Origin of the sequence: Sphingomonas panacisoli (genome assembly GCF_007859635.1) — a bacterium.
Taxonomy (GTDB): Bacteria; Pseudomonadota; Alphaproteobacteria; order Sphingomonadales; family Sphingomonadaceae; genus Sphingomonas; species Sphingomonas panacisoli.
On record NZ_CP042306.1, the window covers coordinates 157,361 to 180,451 of the forward strand.

Annotated in this window: 25 protein-coding genes; 17 read left to right on the plus strand and 8 right to left on the minus strand. The window is 65.9% G+C overall.

Features of this window, described 5'->3' with window-relative positions:
- The first annotated feature begins 11 nt into the window (after positions 1-11).
- Together FPZ24_RS00765 and rlmN are read left to right on the plus strand one after the other, a co-directional pair.
- Complete coding sequence (locus tag FPZ24_RS00765) at positions 12-935, plus strand: NAD(P)H-binding protein (protein ID WP_240047553.1); 924 nt, start codon at positions 12-14, stop codon at positions 933-935.
- A gap of 57 nt (positions 936-992) precedes the next feature.
- Complete coding sequence (gene rlmN, locus FPZ24_RS00770) at positions 993-2,177, plus strand: dual-specificity RNA methyltransferase RlmN (RefSeq protein ID WP_146569268.1); 1,185 nt, start codon at positions 993-995, stop codon at positions 2,175-2,177.
- Here the strand turns inward: rlmN and FPZ24_RS16985 are convergent.
- Positions 2,174-3,220, minus strand: a complete 1,047-nt coding sequence (locus FPZ24_RS16985) for a CAP domain-containing protein (RefSeq protein ID WP_186728954.1) — start codon at positions 3,218-3,220, stop codon at positions 2,174-2,176. The two genes, rlmN and FPZ24_RS16985, sit on opposite strands and share 4 nt — an antisense overlap.
- Positions 3,221-3,500: 280 nt before the next feature.
- On the opposite strand from FPZ24_RS16985, the gene FPZ24_RS00780 reads away from it, so the two are divergent.
- Together FPZ24_RS00780 and FPZ24_RS00785 are read left to right on the plus strand one after the other, a co-directional pair.
- The gene (locus FPZ24_RS00780) at positions 3,501-4,175 is read left to right on the plus strand and encodes a PEPxxWA-CTERM sorting domain-containing protein (RefSeq protein WP_186728955.1); all 675 of its coding nucleotides are present in this window, start codon (positions 3,501-3,503) and stop codon (positions 4,173-4,175) included.
- 100 nt (positions 4,176-4,275) lie between these two features.
- Complete coding sequence (locus FPZ24_RS00785) at positions 4,276-5,031, plus strand: sulfite exporter TauE/SafE family protein (RefSeq protein ID WP_240047554.1); 756 nt, start codon at positions 4,276-4,278, stop codon at positions 5,029-5,031.
- On the opposite strand, the gene FPZ24_RS00790 is transcribed toward FPZ24_RS00785, so the two are convergent.
- Positions 5,028-5,807: a crotonase/enoyl-CoA hydratase family protein gene (locus FPZ24_RS00790; RefSeq protein ID WP_146569271.1), complete on the minus strand. Its 780-nt coding sequence runs from the start codon at positions 5,805-5,807 to the stop codon at positions 5,028-5,030. The genes FPZ24_RS00785 and FPZ24_RS00790 overlap by 4 nt on opposite strands.
- A 97-nt stretch (positions 5,808-5,904) precedes the next feature.
- On the minus strand, positions 5,905-7,446 hold the full coding sequence (locus tag FPZ24_RS00795) for an acyl-CoA synthetase (protein WP_146569272.1): 1,542 nt from the start codon (positions 7,444-7,446) through the stop codon (positions 5,905-5,907).
- A gap of 68 nt (positions 7,447-7,514) precedes the next feature.
- On the opposite strand from FPZ24_RS00795, the gene FPZ24_RS00800 reads away from it, so the two are divergent.
- Together FPZ24_RS00800 and FPZ24_RS00805 are read left to right on the plus strand one after the other, a co-directional pair.
- Positions 7,515-7,946: a PaaI family thioesterase gene (locus tag FPZ24_RS00800; RefSeq protein ID WP_146569273.1), complete on the plus strand. Its 432-nt coding sequence runs from the start codon at positions 7,515-7,517 to the stop codon at positions 7,944-7,946.
- Positions 7,946-8,329 (plus strand): PaaI family thioesterase, encoded by a 384-nt coding sequence (locus FPZ24_RS00805; protein WP_146574044.1) that lies wholly within the window; start codon positions 7,946-7,948, stop codon positions 8,327-8,329. The genes FPZ24_RS00800 and FPZ24_RS00805 overlap by 1 nt, the downstream gene beginning before the upstream one ends.
- On the opposite strand, the gene FPZ24_RS00810 is transcribed toward FPZ24_RS00805, so the two are convergent.
- The gene (locus FPZ24_RS00810; protein WP_146569274.1) at positions 8,319-9,515 is read right to left on the minus strand and encodes a PQQ-dependent sugar dehydrogenase; all 1,197 of its coding nucleotides are present in this window, start codon (positions 9,513-9,515) and stop codon (positions 8,319-8,321) included. The two genes, FPZ24_RS00805 and FPZ24_RS00810, sit on opposite strands and share 11 nt — an antisense overlap.
- A gap of 174 nt (positions 9,516-9,689) precedes the next feature.
- Here FPZ24_RS00810 and rimP point away from each other — a divergent pair, with 174 nt between their 5' ends.
- The 6 genes from rimP to rbfA are packed head-to-tail and all read left to right on the plus strand — an operon-like array spanning position 9,690 to position 15,980.
- The gene (rimP, locus tag FPZ24_RS00815) at positions 9,690-10,220 is read left to right on the plus strand and encodes a ribosome maturation protein RimP (protein WP_146569275.1); all 531 of its coding nucleotides are present in this window, start codon (positions 9,690-9,692) and stop codon (positions 10,218-10,220) included.
- The gene (gene nusA / locus FPZ24_RS00820) at positions 10,220-11,848 is read left to right on the plus strand and encodes a transcription termination factor NusA (protein ID WP_146569276.1); all 1,629 of its coding nucleotides are present in this window, start codon (positions 10,220-10,222) and stop codon (positions 11,846-11,848) included. Before rimP ends, nusA begins: the two co-directional genes overlap by 1 nt.
- Positions 11,829-12,554: a DUF448 domain-containing protein gene (locus FPZ24_RS00825; protein ID WP_146569277.1), complete on the plus strand. Its 726-nt coding sequence runs from the start codon at positions 11,829-11,831 to the stop codon at positions 12,552-12,554. Before nusA ends, FPZ24_RS00825 begins: the two co-directional genes overlap by 20 nt.
- Complete coding sequence (gene infB, locus FPZ24_RS00830; RefSeq protein ID WP_146569278.1) at positions 12,551-15,196, plus strand: translation initiation factor IF-2; 2,646 nt, start codon at positions 12,551-12,553, stop codon at positions 15,194-15,196. Before FPZ24_RS00825 ends, infB begins: the two co-directional genes overlap by 4 nt.
- Before the next feature lie 9 nt (positions 15,197-15,205).
- The gene (locus FPZ24_RS00835) at positions 15,206-15,595 is read left to right on the plus strand and encodes a glyoxalase superfamily protein (protein WP_146569279.1); all 390 of its coding nucleotides are present in this window, start codon (positions 15,206-15,208) and stop codon (positions 15,593-15,595) included.
- Positions 15,585-15,980, plus strand: a complete 396-nt coding sequence (rbfA, locus tag FPZ24_RS00840) for a 30S ribosome-binding factor RbfA (protein ID WP_420853377.1) — start codon at positions 15,585-15,587, stop codon at positions 15,978-15,980. The genes FPZ24_RS00835 and rbfA overlap by 11 nt, the downstream gene beginning before the upstream one ends.
- Here the strand turns inward: rbfA and FPZ24_RS00845 are convergent.
- Positions 15,977-16,465: a hypothetical protein gene (locus FPZ24_RS00845; protein ID WP_146569281.1), complete on the minus strand. Its 489-nt coding sequence runs from the start codon at positions 16,463-16,465 to the stop codon at positions 15,977-15,979. The two genes, rbfA and FPZ24_RS00845, sit on opposite strands and share 4 nt — an antisense overlap.
- 61 nt (positions 16,466-16,526) lie before the next feature.
- Here FPZ24_RS00845 and FPZ24_RS00850 point away from each other — a divergent pair, with 61 nt between their 5' ends.
- The 5 genes from FPZ24_RS00850 to pnp all read left to right on the plus strand — a co-directional run bounded on the left by FPZ24_RS00850 (position 16,527) and on the right by pnp (position 21,304).
- Complete coding sequence (locus tag FPZ24_RS00850; RefSeq protein ID WP_146569282.1) at positions 16,527-17,111, plus strand: thymidine kinase; 585 nt, start codon at positions 16,527-16,529, stop codon at positions 17,109-17,111.
- Positions 17,112-17,142: 31 nt separating this feature from the next.
- Positions 17,143-17,511, plus strand: coding sequence for a DUF6491 family protein (locus FPZ24_RS00855; protein ID WP_146569283.1), 369 nt, complete (start codon positions 17,143-17,145; stop codon positions 17,509-17,511).
- 31 nt (positions 17,512-17,542) lie between these two features.
- A complete protein-coding gene (gene truB, locus FPZ24_RS00860) occupies positions 17,543-18,505 on the plus strand; it encodes a tRNA pseudouridine(55) synthase TruB (RefSeq protein ID WP_146569284.1) in 963 nt (320 codons plus the stop codon).
- Positions 18,506-18,528: 23 nt separating this feature from the next.
- Positions 18,529-18,798 carry a 30S ribosomal protein S15 gene (gene rpsO / locus FPZ24_RS00865; RefSeq protein WP_146569285.1) on the plus strand — a complete coding sequence of 90 codons (270 nt, stop codon included), beginning with the start codon at positions 18,529-18,531 and terminating at the stop codon, positions 18,796-18,798.
- A 151-nt stretch (positions 18,799-18,949) separates the two neighbouring features.
- On the plus strand, positions 18,950-21,304 hold the full coding sequence (gene pnp, locus FPZ24_RS00870) for a polyribonucleotide nucleotidyltransferase (RefSeq protein WP_146569286.1): 2,355 nt from the start codon (positions 18,950-18,952) through the stop codon (positions 21,302-21,304).
- Positions 21,305-21,535: 231 nt separating this feature from the next.
- On the opposite strand, the gene FPZ24_RS00875 is transcribed toward pnp, so the two are convergent.
- The 3 genes from FPZ24_RS00875 to FPZ24_RS00885 all read right to left on the minus strand — a co-directional run bounded on the left by FPZ24_RS00875 (position 21,536) and on the right by FPZ24_RS00885 (position 22,984).
- Positions 21,536-21,877: an arsenate reductase family protein gene (locus FPZ24_RS00875; protein WP_240047724.1), complete on the minus strand. Its 342-nt coding sequence runs from the start codon at positions 21,875-21,877 to the stop codon at positions 21,536-21,538.
- A 61-nt stretch (positions 21,878-21,938) separates the two neighbouring features.
- Entirely contained in the window at positions 21,939-22,607 is a 669-nt protein-coding gene (locus FPZ24_RS00880; protein ID WP_146569288.1) for an MIP/aquaporin family protein, read from the minus strand.
- Entirely contained in the window at positions 22,604-22,984 is a 381-nt protein-coding gene (locus tag FPZ24_RS00885; protein ID WP_338061665.1) for an ArsR/SmtB family transcription factor, read from the minus strand. The genes FPZ24_RS00880 and FPZ24_RS00885 overlap by 4 nt, the downstream gene beginning before the upstream one ends.
- Positions 22,985-23,091: the final 107 nt, after the last annotated feature.

Here is a 23,091-nt window from a genome sequence, read left to right on the forward strand (position 1 = left end):
GGAGACGAACGATGAAAACGGCATTGGTATTGGGCGCGAGCGGCGGGGTCGGTGGCGAGACCGCGCGAGCGTTGATCGCGCACAGCTGGTCGGTGCGCGGGCTGACCCGAACGCCGCGACAAGGCGAAGGGATCGATTGGATCGTCGGCGATGCGATGGACCGCGACGCGGTTCTCGCGGCCGCCAAGGGTGTCGATGCGATTGTCCACGCCGTGAACCCGCCCGGCTATCGCGACTGGGAAAAGCTGGTGATGCCGATGCTCGCCAATAGCATCGCGGCGGCGCAAGCCAACGACGCCCGCCTGGCGCTGCCCGGCACGATCTACAATTTCGATCCCGCCACTTCGCCGGTGATCGCGCCCGACAACCCGCAGCGGCCCATGACGAATAAGGGGGCGATCCGCGTCGAGATGGAGCGCGCCATCGAGGCATCGGGGGTGAAAGCGGTTATCCTGCGCGCCGGCGATTTCTTCGGTCCGCGTCCGGGCAATAGCTGGCTGAGCCAGGGCATGGTCACGCCCGGCAAACCGGTCGGTCGCGTGATGGTGCCGGGGCGCAAGGGCGTCGGCCATGCCTGGGCCTATCTGCCAGACGTCGGCGAAGCGTTCGCGCGATTGCTCGACAAGGGTGACGATCTGCCTCGCTTCGTGCGCTATCATTTCGCCGGGGATTGGGATGCCGACGGCACAAGCTTCGCCGCATCGATCGGCCATGCGCTCGACCGTACGGTAAAGACGTGGCGGATGCCGTGGGCGGTGCTGCCGCTGATCGGCCTGTTCAACCCGACGATGCGCGAAATGGTCGAAATGCGGCCGTTCTGGGAGAACCCCGTGCGGCTCGACAACCGGTCGCTGGTCGAGGCCATTGGTGTAGAGCCGCATACCCCGCTCGACGAGGCGATGCGCACCACGCTCGCCGCGCTCGGCTGTCACTAGAAAAGTCTGCGCTTTTGCCCTATGTGCGCCGCCATGCAGACAGCGTCGTCAGCCCTCATGCCCATTCCCGGGCACATCGATCCCGTGCCCGTCCCGCGCGCCGTGGTGCCGCGGGCCGATGGGCGCATCGACCTGCTCGGCCTGTCGAAGGACGACCTGCGCATGGCGCTGGAGACGTCGCAGCTCGAGCCCAAGCAGGCCAAGCTGCGCGCCAAGCAACTCTGGCACTGGATCTACAATCGCGGCGCGACCGACTTTTCGGTGATGACCGACATTTCGAAGACGCTGCACGCCTGGCTCGCCAACCGCTTCGTGATCAGCCGGCCGGAGGTGGTCGAGCAGCAGGTCTCGACTGACGGCACGCGCAAGTGGCTGCTGCGCTCGCCCGACGCGCAGGATTACGAGATGGTGTTCATCCCTGACGCCGATCGCGGGACCCTGTGCGTGTCGAGCCAGGTCGGCTGCACGCTCAACTGTCGGTTCTGCCATACCGGCACGATGAGGCTGGTGCGCAACCTGACCCCGGCGGAGATCGTCGGGCAGGTGATGCTGGCGCGCGATTCGCTCGGCGAATGGCCGAGCCAGCCCGAGGGGCGGATGCTTACCAACATCGTGATGATGGGGATGGGCGAACCGCTCTATAATTTCGACAATGTACGCGATGCGCTGAAACTGGTGATGGACGGCGACGGCCTCGCGCTGTCGAAACGGCGGATCACGCTGTCGACCTCGGGCGTGGTGCCGATGATGGCGCGCGCGGGCGAGGAGATCGGGGTGAACCTCGCGGTGTCGCTGCACGCGGTGACGAAGGAAATCCGCGACGAGATCGTGCCGCTCAATCGCAAATACGGGATCGAGGAACTGCTTCAGGCGTGCGCCGACTATCCCGGCGCGAACAACGCGCGGCGCATCACGTTCGAGTATGTGATGCTGAAGGACAAGAACGACAGCGACGAGGATGCGCGCGAACTCGTCCGGCTGATCCGCAAGTACAAGCTGCCCGCCAAGGTCAACCTGATCCCGTTCAATCCCTGGCCGGGCGCGCCCTACGACACCTCGACGCCGGAGCGGGTGCGGGCGTTTTCCAACATCGTGTTCGAAGCGGGCATCTCCGCGCCGGTGCGCACGCCACGCGGTCGCGACATCGACGCGGCGTGCGGGCAGCTCAAGACCGCGAGCGAGAAGAAGAGCCGCGCCGAGCTCGACCGCCAGGCCGAGGAAAAGCTCGCCGCGCTCGGTTAGGTGATCTTGAAGCTATAAGTGTAGCTGGTCTGCGGCGCGCCGGTCACGCCGCTGATCGTCACGGTATAGGTCACGCCCGACTGCAATCCCGTCACGTGCCATTGCACGCTGTTGGCGACGCCGTAGCCGTCATTGTCGCTGGCGACGTCGGTCACCGTCAGGTTGCCCGACGGCCCCGTCACGCGGATCGTCGCGCCGGTGAAGTTGATCGATCCGTTCGATCCGAACGCGCCGCCGGTATTGGCGATCGCGGTGAACGACAGATAGTCGCCAGCCTGGAAATAGCGCGCCGGATAGTCGCCATAGGGATAGGCGACGAAGCCCGGTACGCCGCTCGGCACCGACACGCCGCCGTTGAAGTTGAAGACCTTCATCGATGCTGCGCTTGCGCGGCTGCCGTCGCCCAACACGAGCGAGACGCGGCCGTAAGAGACCTTGCCCAGGAAGGGATCGAGGATCCACCGCCGGTGGCCGATCGACGCGCTGCCGTTTTCGCGCAGCCAGCCGGCGAGATAATCGTCCTCGGTCGAGAAGCCGAGGCCGGTGCCCCAGCCGCCGATCAGATTGCTCGATCCCGCCGCGGTCGCGCCGCCTGCCGTGTAGCAAATCCAGGTCGTCGGCGGCGTGTGGCTCAGCGTCTTGTTGACCGCCATCATCAACGAGGATGCAGCCTCCTGGTCGTCCTCGACCGCCGAATAGGTCACGGCGGCGAGGTTGTGCAGCGCGCGGACGGCGTTGAGTTTGGCGAGGAAATCGGCCTTCACCGCGGCCTTCAGTGTTCCGGCGGTGCAGGCCGCGGCGTTGGGCTGGACGTCGTACAGCGCTGCCGCCTGGGCGGCCCAACCGACCGGCGCTGGCGTTGGCGTCGGTGTGGGCGAGGGCGCGGGCGTTGGGGCCGGCGTTGCGGTCGGGGCGGGCGTCGGGGTCGGCGCGGGGACCACGACGGGTCCGCCATTGCTCGCGGTCCCGCTACTTCCCCCACCGTCACCGCAGCCAACCAGCAGCGGCAACGCGCCGAATGCCAAGATCAAACCAGCTTTCATCCAACCCACCCGCACCGAACTTGGTATAGAAGTGCTTAAGATCGTGTCGTTTTCCACGCGGAAAGCGGTCAAGCGTCGCGGCAGCGCGCCAAAGCGATGAGCAGCGACAGCCAGCCGCAAAAATAAAATTTTCGTGACCATGCAACCTTTACGGCACGTTAACGCTTTGCACGCGACGATAACGTCGGCGCGGTCAGGGCTGCGCTGCGCGTTGCATCAAGCGAAAGCGGTGCTCGACGATGGTCGTGGGCGCGGGCTTTCCAGTAAAAGGGGTTGCGTAATGAAGCGTACTCTGTTCGCGCTGGCGGCGTCCGCCCTGGCGATCGCGGCAGCAAGTCCGGCATCGGCCGGCATTTTCATCGGCGTTTCGTTCAACGGCGGCCCGATCACGCAAGTGGCGACGGATTCGACGATCGGCTCCGCCAACTTCAACACGACGTCGAACGGCTTCTTCTTCAACACCAACGGGACGGGTTTCCCGCTCCTGCTCCAGCCCAACCTGCTGACCCAGTCGGTCAACATCCAGCAGGCCGGCAACACCGCCGGGACGTTGAGCATCTATATTACGCAGACCGATCTGGCCGCGTTCAACGGCTTCCTGACCAGCACGTTCACGTCGAACACGATCGCGAATGCGAACGTCGTGCTGAGCAGCTATTACAGCGCCGCTAATGCACTGTTCGGCGGTACGCTGCTGCAGTCCGCGACGTTCGGCAGCACGGGCGTTTCGAGCGGCACCAACGCGTTGAACCTATCGCTGCCCTATTCGCAGACCGTTCGGTACGACATCACGTTCGGTTCAGGACTGGGCAATTTCAACGGCACCGGCAATCTGACCGCGACGACCGCCGTGCCGGAACCGGCGTCGTGGGCGCTGATGATGTTCGGCTTTGCCGGGCTCGGTTATGCCGTGCGCCGCCGTCCGAAGACGAGCACGCGCATTCGCTTTACCTGAGGGCTCACGCCTTTAGTATTGCGTAAGGGAGCCGTCGGCCTTGGGTCGGCGGCTCTTTTGCATCATGGACAAAGCACCGCGCGGTCGCGATGAGCGGCTGGTGACGATCGCCTATCTGTTGCTTGCCCTCGCGGCCGGGTTCGTCGGCGGGGCGATGAATGCGCTTGCGGGTGGCGGGACGTTCGCGACCCTGCCGTCGCTGCTCGCGATCGGGCTGCCCGCGAATATCGCCAACGCGACGAGCAATGTCGCCTTGCTGCCGGGCGCGGGGACCAGCGCCTGGGCGTTTCGCGACGAGCTCGGGCCGGTCGGCGGGGTCGGCATCCGAACGCTGGCGGCGATCACGTTCGCCGGCGGGCTGGTTGGCAGCGTGCTGCTGGTGGTGACGCCGAGCAAGGCGTTCGATTTCATCATTCCCTGGCTGGTGCTCTACGCGTTCGTCGTGCTGGCGTTCGGCAAGCGCGCGTCGGCCTGGTTGCAGCAGCGCGTGACGATCGGGCGCAACACCTTGTTGAGCGTCCAGATGCTGCTCGGCATCTATGGCGGCTATTTCGGCGGCGGGGTCGGACTGATGACGACCGCTACCTACGGCCTGTTAGCCGGGCACACGCCGCGCGAGCTGTTCGCACCGCGGACGCTGATGCTGGCTATCGCCAACCTAGCGGCGGCGATCGTGTTCGTTGCTGCCGGCATGGTGCGGTGGACCGCTTGCCTGCCGATGCTGGCCGGCGCGGTCATCGGCGGCTGGGCGGGCGCGCATGTCGGCAAGCGACTGCCCGCCGAATGGGTGCGCGTCTGGACCCTGCTGGTGACCGGGGTGACGACGATCGTGTTCTTCGCGCGCGCTTACGGTTAGTCCTGAAATACCGCCGCGCGCTTGCCCATGTTGGCGGCGACCGCTTCCATCATGTTGGGCTTGCCGATGACGGCGACCTGCTCGTCGGTTTCCATTTCGAGCAAAGCGCGCGGGTCGGCGTCGTGCGCCGCATTGGCAAGGCGTTTGATACCGCGGATCGCGTGCGGGCTGCGCCCGGCGATCGCGGTCGCCAGTTCCATCGCAGCGGCATGCGGATCGTCGGCGATGCGCGTGACGAAGCCGTGGGCCAGCGCCTCGTCGGCGTCGAACTCGCGCGCAGTGTAGGCCAATTCGCGCAGCACGTCGTCGCGCACCAGCCCGCGCCAGATCGGCCAGCCCGCCATGTCGGGGACGAGCCCCCAATAGCTTTCGCGGATCGCGAACCGCGTGCCCGGCGCGACGATGCGGATATCGGCGCCCGACATGATCTGGAAGCCGCCGCCGAACGCGACGCCATGCACCGCGGCGATCACCGGCATCGGCAATTGCCGCCAGCCCCAGGTGACGTGCTGCGGCAGGATCGATCCCTGATCGTTGCGGCCGCGCCCGGTGCCGGAGCCGCCCGCCTGCATGCTCGCCATGTCGAGTCCCGCGCAGAACGCCTTGCCCTCGCCCGACAGCACGACGCAGCGCACGTCCTTGCGCTCGGTCAGGCTGTCGATCGCTGCCCCGATCGCGGCGAACATCGCCGGATCGATCGCGTTCATCTTGTCGGCGCGGGTCAGGCGGACGTCGGCGATCTGGTCGGTGACGGTGATCGAAACGCGGTCGTTCATTTTAGTCTCCTAAATCGTCACCCCAGCGAACGCTGGGGTCCCGTGCGGTATTTCCCCACCTGAGATCCCAGCTTTCGCTGGGATGACGCAATGTGTGTCATACGATGCGGCTTTCCTTGTTGCCCCAATAGCGATCCCGCAGCAGGCGCTTGTAGAGTTTTCCCGTCGGATGGCGGGGCAGTTCGGCGGTGAAGTCGATCTGGCGCGGCATCTTCACGCCCGACAGTTCGGTGCGGCACCATGCGGTGATCTCGTCCGCGAGCGCCGGCCCGGCTTCTGCCATATCGACCGGTTGCACGACCGCGACGACGCGCTCGCCCATCTCAGGATCGGGCGCGCCGATCACCGCGACGTCGGCGACGCGCGGATGGGTGATGATGCGGTTTTCGATCTCCTGCGGATAGATGTTCACCCCGCCCGAAATGATCATGAAGCTCTTGCGGTCGGTCAGATACAGGAACCCGTCCTCGTCCAGCCGCCCGATATCGCCGAGCGTCGACCAGCCGTGCGCGTTGCGTGCCTCCGCGGTCTTGCCCGGATCGTTGTGATATTCGAACTGCCCGCCGCCCTCGAAATAGATCAGCCCCTCGCTACCCGGCGGCAATTCCTCGCCGTCCTCGCCACAGATATGCGCGATGCCGTAGGCCGGTTTGCCGACCGATCCCTTGTGCTCGAGCCATTGCGCCGACGTGATCGAGGTAAAGCCATTCCCCTCCGACCCCGCATAATATTCGTAGATCACCGGCCCCCACCACTCGATCATCGCTTCCTTGACCGGTATCGGGCAGGGCGCGGCGGCGTGGATCGCGGCCTTCATGCTGGAAATGTCATGGCGCGCACGCATGTCGGGCTCGAGCTTGAGCATGCGGACGAAATGCGTCGGCACCCACTGGCTGCAATTGGCCCGGTAGGTCTCGATCACCGCCAGCGCCGCGAGCGGATCGAAATGCTGCATCATGATCACCGTCCCGCCGAGCCGATGGACGGTCATCGACCAGCGCAACGGTGCTGCGTGATACATCGGCGCGGGGCTGAGATAGATGCTGTCGGGTCCGAACCCGTAGAGCCCCGCGGCGAGTTGCATCAGCACATTGCCGGCGGCGGGGTTGGGGTCTTCAGGGAGCGCGACGCGGACGCCCTTGGGCCGCCCAGTCGTGCCCGACGAATAGAGCATGTCGATCCCGGCGCGCTCGTCGGCGATCGGCGTGTCGGGCTGGGCGGCGAGCGCGTCTTCGAGCCGTTCCCATCCGTCGACGTCGCCGCCGAGCACCAGCTTGCCGCGGTCGCCGATCATCGGTCCCAGCCGTTCGGCGACGTGCGACAGAGCGGCCGAGGCGACGACCAGTTTCGCGCCCGAATCCTCGACGATGTAGTGCGCTTCGGGGGCGGTCAGCTTCGACGAGATGCAGACATAGAACAGCCCGGCTCGCTGCGCGCCCCAGGTCAGCGCGAAATAATCCGGAACGTTGTCGAGGAAATACGCGACCGTATCGCCGACGGCGAGGTCGCGCGCGCGGAACAGCTGCGCGACGCGGTTGGCGCGGCGGTCGAGCTCGGCATAGCTCCATGTCTCGCCGGTCTCCGCGACGATCAGCGCGGGCTTGTCGGGATTAGCCTTGGCATGGACGCTCGGATGCACCCGCCCCTCCTTTTTCGGGCACGCTAAGCGGGGTTGGCGGCGCTCGCAACCGTGCTAGGGCGCGGGCGATGACTTTCACCGGTTTCGACCCCGAACGCTTCTTCCGTGCCGGCCTCGGCCATGGCGGTGCGCTCGGCATCCAGTATCACGCGCATGGCGCCGACTGGGCCGAGCTGTCCTTGCCCTATGACGGGAAACTGGTCGGCAACCCCGGTACCGGCGTGATCGCGTCGGGGCCGATCCTGTCGCTGATGGACATGGCGACCAGCATGGGCGTGTGGCTGCGCGCCGATGCGTTCGTAGCCCACGCGACGCTCGACCTGCGGGTCGATTATCTGCGGCCGGCGACCCCGGGCAAGACGGTGATCGGGCGGGGCGAATGCTATCGGCTGACGCGCTCGATCGCGTTCGTGCGGGGCCAAGCGCATGACGGCGATCCCGACGATCCGCTCGCGCACGTCGCCGGTACGTTCATGGCGCCCGAAGGCTATCCGCGATGATGCGGCTGCCGCCTTATGCCGACCTGCTCGGCCTGGTCGCCGAAACCGGCGACGACGGCGCGCCCGTGCTGATGATGCCGTTCGCGACCCAAGTGCTCGGCCGTCCCGGCTTCCTTCATGGCGGCGCGATCAGCGGGTTGATGGAGATGGCGGCGATCGTCGCCTTGCATGCCGCGCTGGAGAGCGAGGGCGGGGGGGAGATCAAGCCGATCAACGTCACGGTCGATTTCATGCGCGGCGGCCGCGACAAGGAAACGCGCAGCCGCGGCGTGGTGACGCGGCTCGGCACGCGTGTCGCCAATGTCGAGGCGACCGCATGGCAGGACGACCCCGCCAAACCGATCGCGGCGGCGCGCATGAACTACCTGATCGTCAGGTCCTAGGAGTCAGCCGCATCAGGCGGCCCTGCGCACCCTGGCCGCCATCCTCGAGCAGCCAGATCGACCCGTCGGGCGCCTGCGCGATGTCCCGCAGCCGCGTGCCGAAGTCCCAGAAATGCGCCGGGGTTGCGGTGTCGCCGTTGAGCGTGATGTGCGCGAGGCCGGCATCGGACATTGCGCAAATCAGCAGCGACCCTTTCAGCTCGGGGAACATCGCCCCCGAATAATAGATCATCCCGCCCGGCGAGATCGACGGGTTCCACCAGAGTTTGGGCGCCTCGAATTCGGGCTTGCTGGGATGATCGGGAATGATCTGGCCCGAATAATTGTCGCCGTTGCTGACGATCGGCCAGCCGTAATTCTTGGCCGGAAGGATCAGGTTGAGCTCGTCGCCGCCGCGCGGACCCATCTCTTCTTCCCAAAGGCGCCCGTCGGGCGTGAAGATCATGCCGTACGGGTTGCGATGCCCGGTGGTCCAGGTCATCGCCTCGACCCCGCCCTTATCGAACGACGGGTTGCCCGGCGCGGCCTTGCCGTCGAGCGTCAGGCGCAGGATCTTGCCGAGCGCCTGGTTCGGATCCTGCGCGGGTGTGAAGCGCTGGCGCTCGCCCGAGCTCAGGAACAGATACTTACCGTCGGGCGAAAACAGGATGTTGGCGCCGAACTGTCCGCCGGGGCCATTCATGCCCGAGCGCCAGATCACCGCGGTCTTGGTCAGCGCGTGTGTCGGCTCGTCGAGCGTCGCACGCATCAGCGCCAGTGCGCTGCCGTCCGCGCCGGGTTCCGCATAGCTCAGGTAGATCGTCTTGCTCGTTGCGAAATCGGGCGCGATCGCGACGTCGAGCAAGCCGCCTTGTCCGGCCTTGGCGACCGGCGGCGCGCCGGTGATGGCCACGACCGTGCCATCGGCCGCGCGCAGCTTCAGCTGGCCGGCTTTCTCCGTCACCAGCAACCGCCCATCGGGCATGAACGCCATCGCGAACGGTTCGTCGAACCTGCCGATATTGGTGATCGTGAACGGCGGCTGCGTCGGCGCCAGATTCGCGCGGCCGGTCGTCGCGGGCACATTCTTGATGTCGGGTTCGAGCGGCGAATTACGCGGTACCTTGGTCGATGGCTTGGCACTGTCCTGCGGCGCGGCCGAGCAAGCGGTGGCGACCAACAAGCCGAGCAGGGCGAAGCGCAACATCCGGTATTCTCCAAACGGTCGATCACGACTCACAACGCCGCCGCACGATGCAAGGTTGCCCGCTTGCCAGCGCGCGCCGACCGAACTATATCATCGCCACAATCTCTACATCGCCAGGTGAAGAGGTCGGAGGCTCCCGCTTCCGGCGCCGAACCTGCTTGCTTACGGAACCATATGGCGGACATCGCCCGACTGACGCAGTTGATCGAGCCCGAGGCGCAAGCGCTCGGCTTCGATCTCGTGCGCGTGCGGATGTTCGGCGGCGGCGACGATCTGACGCTGCAGGTGATGGCCGAACGCCCCGACACGCGCCAGCTGACGATCGACGATTGCGCCGATCTGTCGCGGCGGATTTCGGACAAGTTCGACGAGATCGATCCGATCGAGGACGCTTATCGCCTCGAAGTGTCGTCGCCCGGGATCGACCGGCCGCTGACGCGACTCAAGGATTTCGCGGATTGGGCGGGGCATGAGGCGCGGATCAAGCTGACCGACGAGATCGACGGCCGCAAGCAATTGACCGGCGACCTCGCCGGGCTCGACGGCGACCGCATCGCGATCGACGTCAAGAAACACGAGCGCATGACGATCGGGTTCGACCAGGTCGCCGACGCCAAGCTGCTCATCACCGACAGACTTTTAGCCGCAACTGCACCGCTCTCCGACGAGGGCGCTGACGAATACGAAGAAGAAGGACAGGATTGATGGCCACCTCGGGTAGCACTGGCGTTACGGCCAACCGCGCCGAACTGATCGCGATCGCCAATTCGGTCGCGACCGAAAAGATGATCGACAAGGGCATCGTTATCGAGGCGATGGAGGACGCGATCCAGCGCGCCGCCAAGGCCCGTTATGGTGCGGAGAACGACATCCGCGCGAAGCTCGACCCGAATACCGGCGACCTCCGTTTGTGGCGCGTCGTCGAGGTGGTCGAACTGGTCGATGACTATTTCAAGCAGGTCGATCTGAAGGGCGCGCAGAAGCTGCAGGCCGACGCCGCGATCGGCGACTTCATCGTCGATCCGCTGCCCCCGATCGAGTTCGGCCGCATCGCTGCGCAAGCCGCCAAGCAGGTGATCTTCCAGAAGGTCCGCGACGCCGAGCGCGAGCGCCAGTTCGAGGAATTCAAGGACCGCATGGGTGAGATCATCACCGGCGTGGTCAAGCGCGTCGAGTTCGGCCATGTCGTGGTCGATCTGGGCCGTGCCGAGGGTGTCATCCGCCGCGACGCGCAGATCCCGCGCGAAGTCGTGCGCGTCAACGATCGCATTCGCTCGCTGATCCTCAACGTCCGTCGCGAGAATCGCGGGCCGCAGATTTTCCTCAGCCGCGCACACCCCGACTTCATGAAGAAGCTGTTCGCGCAGGAAGTGCCCGAAATCTACGACGGCATCATCGAGATCAAGGCCGCCGCCCGCGACCCGGGCAGCCGCGCCAAGATCGGCGTGATTTCGCACGACAGCAGCATCGACCCGGTCGGCGCCTGCGTCGGCATGAAGGGCAGCCGCGTCCAGGCGGTCGTCCAGGAAATGCAGGGCGAGAAGATCGACATCATCCCCTGGTCGGAAGACACCGCGACCTTCGTCGTCAACGCGCTGCAGCCGGCATCCGTCAGCCGCGTCGTGATCGACGAGGAAGAGGACCGGATCGAGGTGGTCGTGCCCGACGATCAGCTGAGCCTCGCGATCGGCCGTCGCGGCCAGAACGTGCGCCTTGCCTCGCAGCTGACCGCCAAGGCAATCGACATCCTGACCGAGCAGGACGCCAGCGAGAAGCGCCAGAAGGAGTTCCTCGAGCGCACCGAGATGTTCCAGAACGAGCTCGACGTCGACGAGACGCTCGCGCAGCTGCTGGTCGCCGAAGGCTTCGGCAGCCTCGAGGAAGTCGCCTATGTCGAGGCCGACGAAATCTCCACAATCGAAGGCTTCGACGAAGACCTCGCCGCCGAGTTGCAGAGCCGCGCGCAGGAAGCGCTCGATCGCCGCGAAGCCGCCAACCGCGAGGAGCGCATCGCGCTCGGCGTGTCGGACGACCTCGCCGGGATGCCGTACATGACCGAAGCGATGCTGGTCACGCTGGGCAAGGCCGGGATCAAGGAGCTCGACGATCTCGCCGATCTGGCGACCGACGAACTGATCGAGAAGAAGCGCCAGGAACCCCGTCGCCGCGCCGAGGACGCCCCCAAGCGCCCCGAGCACAAGGGCGGCGTGCTGGCCGAATACGGCCTGACCGAAGAGCAGGGTAACGAGATCATCATGGCCGCGCGCGCGCACTGGTTCGACGACGAACCCGCGTCGGCAGAGGAGGACGCTGATGCGGAATCCTCACAATGATACTGCGCTAGGACCCGAGCGTACCTGCATCCTGTCGCGCGAGCATGGGCCGCGCGAGGGGCTGATCCGTCTGGCGCTCGCGCCGGACGGTCAGGTGCTGCCCGATATCCGTGCCAAGGCCCCCGGCCGCGGCGCGTGGATCGGCGTGCCGCGTGCCGAGCTCGACATCGCGATCGCTAAGGGCAAGCTAAAGGGCGCGCTGAGCCGGGCGTTCAAGACCGGCGAACTGACGGTCCCCGTCGATCTGAGCGAGCGGATCGCCGACCAGTTGCAGCGCGCGTTTCTCGACCGGCTCGGTCTCGAAGCGAAGGCCGGTCACATCACCACCGGTACCGCGAAGATCGACAATGCCGCGCGATCGGGCCAGGTCCACCTGCTGCTTCACGCATCCGATGCACGCCCGGACGGCGCCGGCAAGCTCGCCCAGGCGTGGCGGGTCGGGCGCGATCTGGAAGGATCGGGCGAACAGGGCTTGGCACTCCCGGTCCCGCGCCCCATATTGTCCTTGGCACTTGGCCGCGAAAATGTGGTACATGTCGCCGTGACCGACCCCGCCGCCGCGGACCGCGTGAAGCACGCGCTGGACCGCTGGCAGCATTTTATCGGCCCTGATTTGACACCCGAGCCTTGCGAAACGGCCTCGCAGGGCGCATCGGCGCTCCGCGCGAGCGTCGGGATGGCCGGCAACGACGAGGATTTTGAGTGAGCGACGAAAACGACAAGCCGAAACTCGGAATGCGCCAGCCGCTGGGGCTGAAGCGCACGGTCGAGACCGGCAAGGTGAAGCAGAGCTTCAGCCACGGACGCTCGAACACCGTCGTGGTCGAGGTCAAGCGTCGCCGCATCCTGGGTCCGGGCGGTGCACCCGCCGAAGCCCCGGTCGTCGAGGCAGCCCCCGCACCGGCGCCCGCGCCGGCTCCTGCGGCGCCAACCGCGCGCGCGCCGTCCGCCCCGGCGGAAACCGCGCAGGAGCGTCAGGCTCGCCTGATGCGCGAGGCCGAGGACCAGCGCCTCGCCAGCGCGGAAGAAGCGCGTCGTCGCGAGGACGCCGAGCGCCACCAGGCCGCCGAGGACGAGAAGCGTCGCGCCGAGGAAAAGGCCAAGGCGCCCGCGGACAAGGCGGCCGAGCCTGCCGCGGTGGCTGCGCCCGAACCGGCGCCGGCGCCTGCCGCTGCGCCGGCACCCGCTCCCGAGCCGGCACCGATCGTCGCGCTCGAACTCGATCCGTCGATGCCCGCGCCGCGCCGCTTCACCCCGGTCGCGCGTCCCGAAATCCCCAAGCCGCAGCCCAAGCCCGCACCGGCACCCGCCGCGGCCGCGGCCGCGTCCGCGTCCGCTGCGACCCCGGCCGCGCGCGCGCTGCCGACCGGTACCGGCCAGGCGACCCCGCGTCGCGCGGCCGACACTGCCCAGCCGCAGCGTCCCGGCCAGCGCGGTCGTACCGGCGACGAGCGCCGCGGCGGCAAGCTGACGGTCAACCGTGCGCTCGGCGGCGAAGACGGCGCCCGCGCTCGCTCGCTCGCTGCGCTGAAGCGTGCGCGCGAAAAGGAACATCGCCGGATGGGCGGCCCGCGCGAGGCGCAGGCCAAGCAAGTCCGCGACGTCGCGGTGCCCGAATCGATCACGGTCCAGGAACTCGCGATCCGCATGGCGGAAAAGGGTGCCGACCTGGTCAAGGCGCTGTTCAAGATGGGCATGCCCGTCACGCTCACGCAGACGATCGATCAGGACACTGCCGAACTGCTGGTGACCGAATTCGGCCACAACATCACGCGCGTGTCGGATTCGGACGTCGATCTCGCGACCGACACGGTCGAGGATGCGCCGGAGAGCCTGAAGCCGCGTCCGCCGGTCGTGACGATCATGGGTCACGTCGATCACGGCAAGACCTCGCTGCTCGACGCATTGCGCGGTACCGACGTCGTCAAGGGCGAAGCCGGTGGTATCACCCAGCATATCGGCGCGTATCAGGTCACGTTGAAGGACAAGTCGAAGGTCACCTTCCTCGACACGCCGGGCCACGAAGCGTTCAGCGAAATGCGCGCGCGCGGTGCCAACGTCACCGACATCGTCGTGCTGGTGGTCGCGGCCGATGACGGGCTGATGCCGCAGACGATCGAGGCGATCAACCACACCAAGGCGGCCGGCGTGCCGATGATCGTGGCGATCAACAAGGTCGACAAACCCGAGGCGAACCCGCAGCGGATCCGCGAGCGTCTGCTCGAGCATGAAGTCGTGGTCGAAGAGATGGGTGGCGAGACGCAGGACGTCGAAGTGTCGGCGACCAAGAAGACCGGGCTCGACCAGCTGATCGAGAAGATCCAGCTCCAGGCCGAACTGCTCGAACTGCGCGCCAACCCCGATCGCGACGCCGAAGGCACCGTGATCGAGGCCAAGCTCGACAAGGGCCGCGGCCCGGTCGCGACGGTGCTCGTCACGCGCGGTACGCTGAAGGTCGGCGACGTGTTCGTGATCGGCGCCGAAAGCGGCAAGGTCCGTGCGCTGGTCAACGACAAGGGTATGCAGCTCAAGGAAGCCGGCCCGTCGATGCCGGTCGAAATCCTGGGCATTACCGGCGTTCCCGCGGCGGGCGATCCGTTGCAGGTGGTCGAGAACGAAGCGCGTGCCCGCGAAGTCGCGGCGTATCGCGCCGGCGTCATCCAGGCCAAGCGCACGACCAACGCACCCGCCAGCCTCGATTCGATGTTCTCCGCGCTGAAGGAGAAGCAGGCGATCGAATATCCGCTGGTGGTCAAGGCCGACACGCAAGGGACGGTCGAGGCGATCGTCGGCGCGATCAACAAGATCTCGACCGATCTGATCAAGGCGCGCGTGCTCCATTCGGGCGTCGGCGGCATCACCGAGAGCGACGTGACGCTCGCGGGTGCATCGGGCGCGCCGATCATCGGCTTCAACGTCCGCGCCAACGCCAAGGCGCGCGAGATCGCCGAACGCCAGAAGGTCGCGCTCAAATATTACGACGTGATCTACGAACTGACCGACGAAATCCGCGCCGGCATGGCGGGCGAGCTCGGGCCGGAAGCGTTCGAAACGGTCGTCGGCCGCGCCGAAATCCGCGAGGTGTTCTCGGCGGGCAAGCACGGCAAGGCGGCGGGTCTGCTGGTCACCGAAGGCGTCATTCGCAAGGCGCTCAAGGCGCGCATCACGCGCGACGACGTCATCATCTATACCGGCGAGATCGCATCGCTGCGTCGTTTCAAGGACGATGTGGCGGAGGTTCGCGCCGGCTTGGAATGCGGCGTGACGTTCAGCCAGAACTTCGTCGATATCAAGGCCGGCGACTTCCTCGAAACGTTCGAGGTCGAGCTGCGCGAGCGGACGCTGTAAGGGCGGAGGATGCTCGGCGCTCCCGTCCCGATCCTGCGCAGTTTCGACGAGGCGCGGACCAAGGATTTCTATCTGAACTTCCTTGGTTTCGAGCTGGTGTTCGAACATCGGTTCGAGGCGTCGGCGCCGCTCTACATGGGCGTGCGCAAGGGCGATTGCGTGCTGCATCTGTCGGAGCATTATGGCGACGGGGCGCCCGGGTCCGCGATGCGCATCCCGGTCGATGACGTCTCGGCCTATATGGCGGAACTGCGCGCGAAGCAGCATGGCAATGCGCGTCCGGGCGAGCCGCAGCTCATGCCCTGGGGTTCGCGCGATATCACGATCCACGACCCCGCGCACAACCAGCTGACGTTCTTCACGCCCGCACCGACCGAGAGCGACGATGGTGCGGCCTAGCGGTTCAACCGAGGAACGCTCGGTCCGCACGCTGCGCGTGGGCGAGCAGGTACGGCATATCCTGTCCGACATCCTGCAGCGCGGCGACGTGCACGACGACACGCTGGCGAGCCACATGGTGTCGATCACCGAAGTGCGGATGTCGCCCGACCTGCGCCACGCGACGGTGTTCGTGAAGCCGCTGCTCGGCAAGGACGAGGAGGCGGTGCTCAAGGCGCTGCGCACCAACACCGCCTATCTCCAGCGCGAAGTCGCGCACGCGGTGAAGATGAAATACGCCGCGCGTCTGAAGTTCATCGCCGACGAAAGTTTCGACGAGGGCAGCCACATCGACACGCTGCTCCGCGACCCGCACGTCGCGCAGGATATCGCGTCGGACGACTAGCCGCGGCCCTGGCGGACCAGCAGGATACAGCTCGCCCACAGCACTACCGCCGCACCCGCACCGGTCGCGCTGGCGCGTTGCTCCGGCGGGAAGAACGACGTCGCGGCCCCGACCGCGATCAGCGCACCCCCGGTGCGGTAATAGAGCGCCACCGGAATCCACCGCGCGAGCGGAATGAAATGCAGCCCGACGATGATCGCGATCGCGGGCATGACCAATGTCGGTAGGTGGAGGTTGATCAGCACGTTCGCCGCAACGAAAATCGCGACACCCTCGATCCCGGTGGCGATGCCGACGACGCGCCCGACATGGCCGCCCTCGACCGGATTGCCGGTGCCGACCGGCTGGCGGCTCGCCCAGAACAGCAACGCCAGCGAGATCGCGATCGGGATGACGACGAGCCATGTCGGCGCATGCCCGACCATGATGGCGGCCACGCCCCAGACGGCGGCCATGATCGTGAGCACCCAGATTCCACCGCGCATCGCATACTCCCTCGTACCAGCCGCATAGACGCGCGGGGCGATCCGTGGCTAGGCTCGCGTCATGGCCAAGCTCTATTTCTACTACGCCTCGATGAATGCGGGGAAATCGACCACCCTGCTGCAGGCCGATTTCAACTATCGCGAGCGGGGCATGGCGACGATGCTGTTCACCGCCGCGATCGACGATCGCTTCGCGACGGGGACGATCACCTCGCGGATCGGGCTCGACCAGTCGGCCACGCCGTTCGATGCGAAGACCGACATTGCCGCGATCGTCGCGGACAAGCATGCGCACGAGAAAGTGGCGTGCGTGCTGGTCGACGAGGCGCAGTTCCTGACCGCCGCGCAGGTCGATCAGCTCGCGCATCTCGCGGACGTGGTGAGCATTCCGGTGCTCGCGTACGGCTTGCGCACCGATTTTCAGGGACAATTGTTCGAAGGGTCGGCGCGATTGCTGGCGCTGGCCGACTCGCTGGTCGAGCTCAAGTCGGTCTGCGAATGCGGTCGCAAGGCGACGATGAACCTGCGTGTCGATGCCGAGGGCAAGGCGGTCGCGCACGGAGCGCAAACCGAGATCGGCGGTAACGACCGCTATGTGGCCTTGTGCCGCAAGCACTTCACCGAGCGTTCAGCCGCCGCGCGCTAAGGGTCGTCGCGGAGAAAGACGATGATCAGACATGCCATTCTGGGTGCGGCAATCCTGGTGTCGACACCCGCGCTCGCCAAGCAGCCGACCTGGCCGGCGGACAAGCTCGGCAAGGAAACGAGCATCCCGTTTCGGGACGATCGGTATTTACGATTTCGAGGCGCGCGACGATCAGGGTGTCTACCTGCAGGACCAGCAACGACGCTGGTATTATGCGCGCATTTCGGGCGTGTGCACCGGCTTGCCGTTCGCGAACCGGATCGCGGTCGATACGCGGTTCGGCGGCAGCGAGCTCGACCGCACCGGTACGTTGCTGGTCGACGGCCAAAGCTGTCACATCGACAGCCTGACTGCGAGCAACGGCCCGCCGCCCAAGCCGAAGAAGGTCAAGAAGGGCTGACCGCCGCGCGCCGAGCCGCTAGGGCCGCGCGGTGCATGGCTGGATCATCCTCGACAAACCGCTCGAGCTCGGCTCGACGCAAGGCGTGAGCGCGGTCAAGCGTGCGTTGCGTCAAGGTGGGTATAGGAAGCTAAAAGTCGGGCACGGCGGCACGCTCGATCCGCTGGCGACAGGCGTGCTGCCCATCGCGATCGGCGAGGCGACCAAGCTCGCCGGGCGGATGCTCGACAGCGACAAGGTCTACGACTTCACAGTCGCGTTCGGGGTCGAGACGGATACGCTCGATCTGGAGGGAAAGGCGGTCGCGGAGAGCGACGTGCGGCCAAGCATGATGGCGATCGATGCCGTCCTACCGCAATTCACCGGCGCGATCGACCAGGTGCCGCCAGCCTATTCGGCGCTGAAGGTCGATGGCGAGCGGGCGTATGATCTGGCGAGAGCGGGGGAAGATGTTGAACTGAAGTGCCGCTCAGTAACAGTCTATTCTTTAGTCCGTCACCCCCGCGAAAGCGGGGGCCTATCTCCCGTCCTGTCCAATGCGCGGCACGGCGACGAGATGGGTCCCCGCTTTCGCGGGGATGACGAGGTTATGGATAGTGTCACCCTCACCGCCCACGTCTCCAAGGGCACCTACATCCGCTCCCTCGCCCGCGACATCGCCCGCGCGCTTGGCACCGTCGGCCACGTCACCTATCTCAGGCGCATCAAGGCCGGCCCGTTCGACCTGTCCCACGCGATATCGCTGGACAAACTGGACGAAGCCGCTAAGGGCCGCACCCTTGAACAACATCTCCTGCCGCTGAGGGCGGGGCTGGACGACATCCCGGCTCTCGCGCTCGATCCCGACCAGGCAGGGGCGCTCCGTCAGGGGCGCGTTCTGGCCGGGATTGCCGAAGACGATGGCCTGCACTTCGCGACCCTGGGCGACACGCCCGTCGCATTGGTGGTGGTCACCAGCGGGGAAGCCCGTGTCGTCCGCGGCTTCAACCTATAGTCCGCGATGTCGAAGGAAACAGAATGTCGATTACGCCGGAGCGCAAGGAAGCGCTGATCAAGGAACATGCCCGCGCCGAAGGCGACACGGGTTCGCCCGAAGTCCAGGTCGCGATCCTAACCGACCGCATCAAGACCCTGACCGAGCATTTCAAGACCCACGCGAAGGACAACCATTCGCGCCGCGGGCTGCTCATGATGGTCAACAAGCGTCGCTCGCTGCTCGACTATCTCCGCAAGACCGAGGGCGATCGTTATCTCGCTCTCATCGCGAAGCTCGGTCTCCGCAAGTAATCCAGGAACGGCGCCCGCGGGCGCCGTTTCGCTTATTCGGCCCCGTACAATTCGGTGCGGGCCGGCGGCGGAACTCTCCGCCACCCGGGTCTGAAGGCAGACCCTATCACAGGCACCGGCAGGCATAGGGCCGCCGGACGAAGGAAATAAAATGTTCGATACCAAGAAGGTAAGCATCGAGTGGGGCGGCAAGACCCTCACGCTCGAAACGGGCAAGGTTGCCCGCCAGGCCGACGGCGCGATCATGGCGACGCTCGGCGAGACCGTCGTTCTGTGCGCGGTCACCGCCGCCAAGTCGGTCAAGGAAGGGCAGGACTTCTTCCCGCTCACCGTCCACTATCAGGAAAAATATTCCGCGGCCGGCCGCATCCCCGGCGGCTTCTTCAAGCGCGAGCGCGGCGCGACCGAGAAGGAAACTTTGGTTTCCCGCCTTATCGACCGCCCGATCCGTCCGCTGTTTCCGGAAGGGTTCTACAACGAGATCAACGCGATCGCGCAGGTGCTGTCGTATGACGGCGAGAACGAGCCGGACATCCTCGCGATGGTCGCCGCCTCCGCCGCACTGACGATCTCCGGCGTGCCGTTCATGGGCCCGATCGGGGCGGCGCGCGTCGGGTATGTCGACGGTGAGTACATCCTGAATCCTACGGATGAGCAGGTTGCCGCGGGCGATCTCGATCTCGTCGTCGCCGCGACCTACGACGCGGTGATGATGGTCGAGTCCGAAGCCAACGAGCTGTCGGAAGAGGTCATGCTGGGCGCCGTCCTGTTCGCGCACGACGCGTGCAAGGAAATCGTCAAGGCGATCGTGAAGCTCGCCGAAAAGGCCGCCAAGGATCCGTGGGACATGGCCAAGGGCGACGACACTGCCGCGATCAAGGCCAAGCTGAAGGACCTGATCGGCAAGGACATCGCCGCCGCCTACAAGCTGACCGACAAGTCGGCCCGCTCGAACGCGCTCAACGAAGCGCGCGCGAAGGCGAAGGCCCAGTTCACCGCCGACGGCCTCAGCCCGCAGGAAGTCATGGCCGGCATCAAGCTCACGAAGAAGCTGGAAGCCGACATCGTCCGCGGCGCCATCCTGAAGGACGGCAAGCGCATCGACGGTCGCACCACGACCCAGATCCGCCCGATCGTCGCGGAAACGCACTTCCTGCCCCGCGCGCACGGCTCGGCCTTGTTCACGCGTGGCGAGACGCAGTCGATCTGCACCACCACGCTCGGCACCAAGGACGCCGAGCAGATGATCGACGGCCTCAACGGCCTGTCCTACTCCAACTTCATGCTGCACTATAACTTCCCGCCCTATTCGGTCGGTGAAGTCGGCCGCTTCGGCGCCCCCGGGCGTCGCGAAGTCGGCCACGGCAAGCTCGCCTGGCGCGCGCTGCACCCGGTGCTGCCGTCGAAGGAGGACTTCCCCTACACGATCCGCATCCTGTCGGACATCACCGAGTCGAACGGCTCGTCGTCGATGGCGACGGTGTGCGGCGGGTCGCTGTCGATGATGGACGCGGGCGTGCCGCTCAAGCGCCCGGTCAGCGGCATCGCGATGGGTCTGATCCTCGAAGGCAAGGATTACGCGATCCTGTCCGACATCCTGGGTGACGAAGATCACCTGGGCGACATGGACTTCAAGGTCGCGGGCACGTCCGAAGGCATCACCACGATGCAGATGGACATCAAGATCGCCGGCATCACCAAGGAGATCTTCGAAGCCGCGCTGAACCAGGCGAAGGAAGGCCGCGCGCACATCCTGGCCGAGATGAACAAGACGCTCGACCACACGCGCGAAGAACTGTCGGCGCACGCGCCGCGGATCGAAACCTTCTCGATCGACAAGTCGAAGATCCGCGACGTCATCGGCACCGGCGGCAAGGTCATCCGCGAGATCGTCGCGACGACCGGCGCCAAGGTCGACATCGACGACGAGGGCGTGATCAAGGTGTCGTCGTCCGACACCGCGCAGATCGAAGCCGCGATCAAGTGGATCAAGGGCATCGTCGAGGAGCCGGAAGTCGGCAAGGTCTATGACGGCAAGGTCGTCAACCTGGTCGATTTCGGCGCGTTCGTGAACTTCATGGGCGGCAAGGACGGCCTGGTCCACGTCTCCGAAATCAAGAACGAGCGCGTGGAAAAGGTGTCCGACGTCCTGAGCGAAGGCCAGGAAGTCAAGGTCAAGGTCCTCGAGATCGACCAGCGCGGCAAGGTCCGCCTGTCGATGCGCGTCGTCGACCAGGAAACCGGCGCCGAGCTGGAAGACACCCGCCCGCCGCGCGAACCGCGTGAAGGCGGCGACCGTGGCCCGCGTGGCGACCGTGGTCCGCGTCGTGATGGCGGTGGCGGTCGTGACGGGGGCCGTGGCCCGCGTCGCGATGGTGGCGATCGCGGCCCGCGCCGTGACGGCGGCGACCGAGGTCCGCGTCGCGAGCGCTCGGAAGGCGGCAACGACGACGGCCCCGCGCCCGAGTTTGCGCCGGCGTTCCTGACGGGTGGCAACGACGACTGAGGCGAAGGCGGCCGCCGTTAGTGCCTGGTCGCGAAGCGAACCAACGCGCTAACGGCGGACTCGCCGCCCGCCCGGCCGGCCTCGCGCAAGCGAGGACCGACGACGCGGATTCATTCCGCGTCGGGTGGGTTGGTCGAACAGTTCTCGCCGACCGGTATGAATCGGCGGCGGTTCTTTCCGGGAGGGGGAGAGAAGGGCCTCGCCGGTACGCCGGGGCCTTTTTTGGTGGGTCTAGAGCCGAACCACTTCGCCGTCTTCTTTCGTGAATTCGGTGGGTTTGCGATCCAGAAGATCGAATACCCCTTCAGACGGACGGCAAAGCTTCGCGCCCTTCGGCGTCACCACGATGGGCCTGTTGACCAGGATCGGGTGAGCAATCATGGCTTCGATAATCGCGTCGTCGGACGCCGATGGATCGAGCAGGCCGAGTTCGGCTGCTGGCGAGCCCTTGGCCCGCAGAACATCGCGGGGCGTCATTCTCATCGCGGTCAGCAATTCGTCGAGCGTTGCTCGCGTCCAGCCAACGGTGCGATATTCAACGATCGTCGGCGCATACCCGGCTGCTTCAATCATGCCGAGCGTATTGCGCGACGTGCCGCAGTCCGGATTGTGATAGATCGTGATCGGGAACGCTTCAGTCACTGACGGCTTCCTCTTTCAACAGCCAAGTGAACGCGCCGACTGCGGCTACCATACCGACCAACTGCCCCGCGACGAACAGGGGAACGGAATGCGGCGCTATCCCGGCGAAGCTGTTCGAAATGCTTCGTGCGATCGTCACGGCGGGGTTCGCGAAGGATGTCGATGCCGTGAACCAATAGGCCGCGGTAATATAGAGCCCGACCGCGGTGGGCGTGATTTCGGGTCGGCTGCGCTGCGTGCTGAAGATCGTTCCGATCAGGCCAAACGTCGCGACACATTCGGCAAATCCCTGTGGCAGTCCGTCACGTGCCTTGATCGAGAGTTGCAGGATTGGTTCGGCAAACATCGCATGCGCCGCCCAGACGCCCACGATCGCCCCAATCATCTGGGCGCCGATGTACCCGATCGTGTCATAGACCGTTGTCTTGCGTTTCAGCAGGACGGCGAGCGTGACAGCCGGGTTAAAGTGCGCACCGGAGATCGGGCCGAAAATGTGGATGAGAACGATCAGACCGGCCCCGGTGGCTATCGTGTTGCCGAGCAGAGCGATCGCCTCGTTGCCGGCCGCAAGTCGTTCGCCCATGATTCCCGATCCGACCACGATAGCCAGCAGCATGGCGGTGCCGACAAATTCGGCTGTGACGCGTCGGGTCATCGTCATGGACGGCAATCGGCCTTGCTTGCGAGGTCGCCGAGTGAACCGCATATCGCCGGTTGTCCGCCGCAGCAGTCGGCGACGAGAAAGCCGAGAAGATCGCGCATTCCGTCATAATCGGCCGAATAGATCACCGAGCGGCCCTTCCGTTGAGACGTGATCAATCCGGCGCTGCCGAGAATCGTCAGATGTGTGGAAAGCGTGTTGGGAAGTGCGCCGATTTCGCGGGCGATGTCGCCTGCGGCTACGCCGTCGGCGCCAGCTCGCACGAGGAGCCGGAATGCGGCGAGGCGGCTTGAATGCGCTAGGGCGGATAGTGCCTCTACGGCTGTCGGCAATTGCATCACGATATTTCGACTATTCTCGAAATATCGATTCGACAAGATCGTTTTGCTGCTTCCGAGTGGTTGCAGGGCGCTGGCGCGCCGCCGGCCGGCGCGGCGCTTGATCGCGATTTAGCGTCGCTAAATCTTGGCGCCGCGCTTTCCTA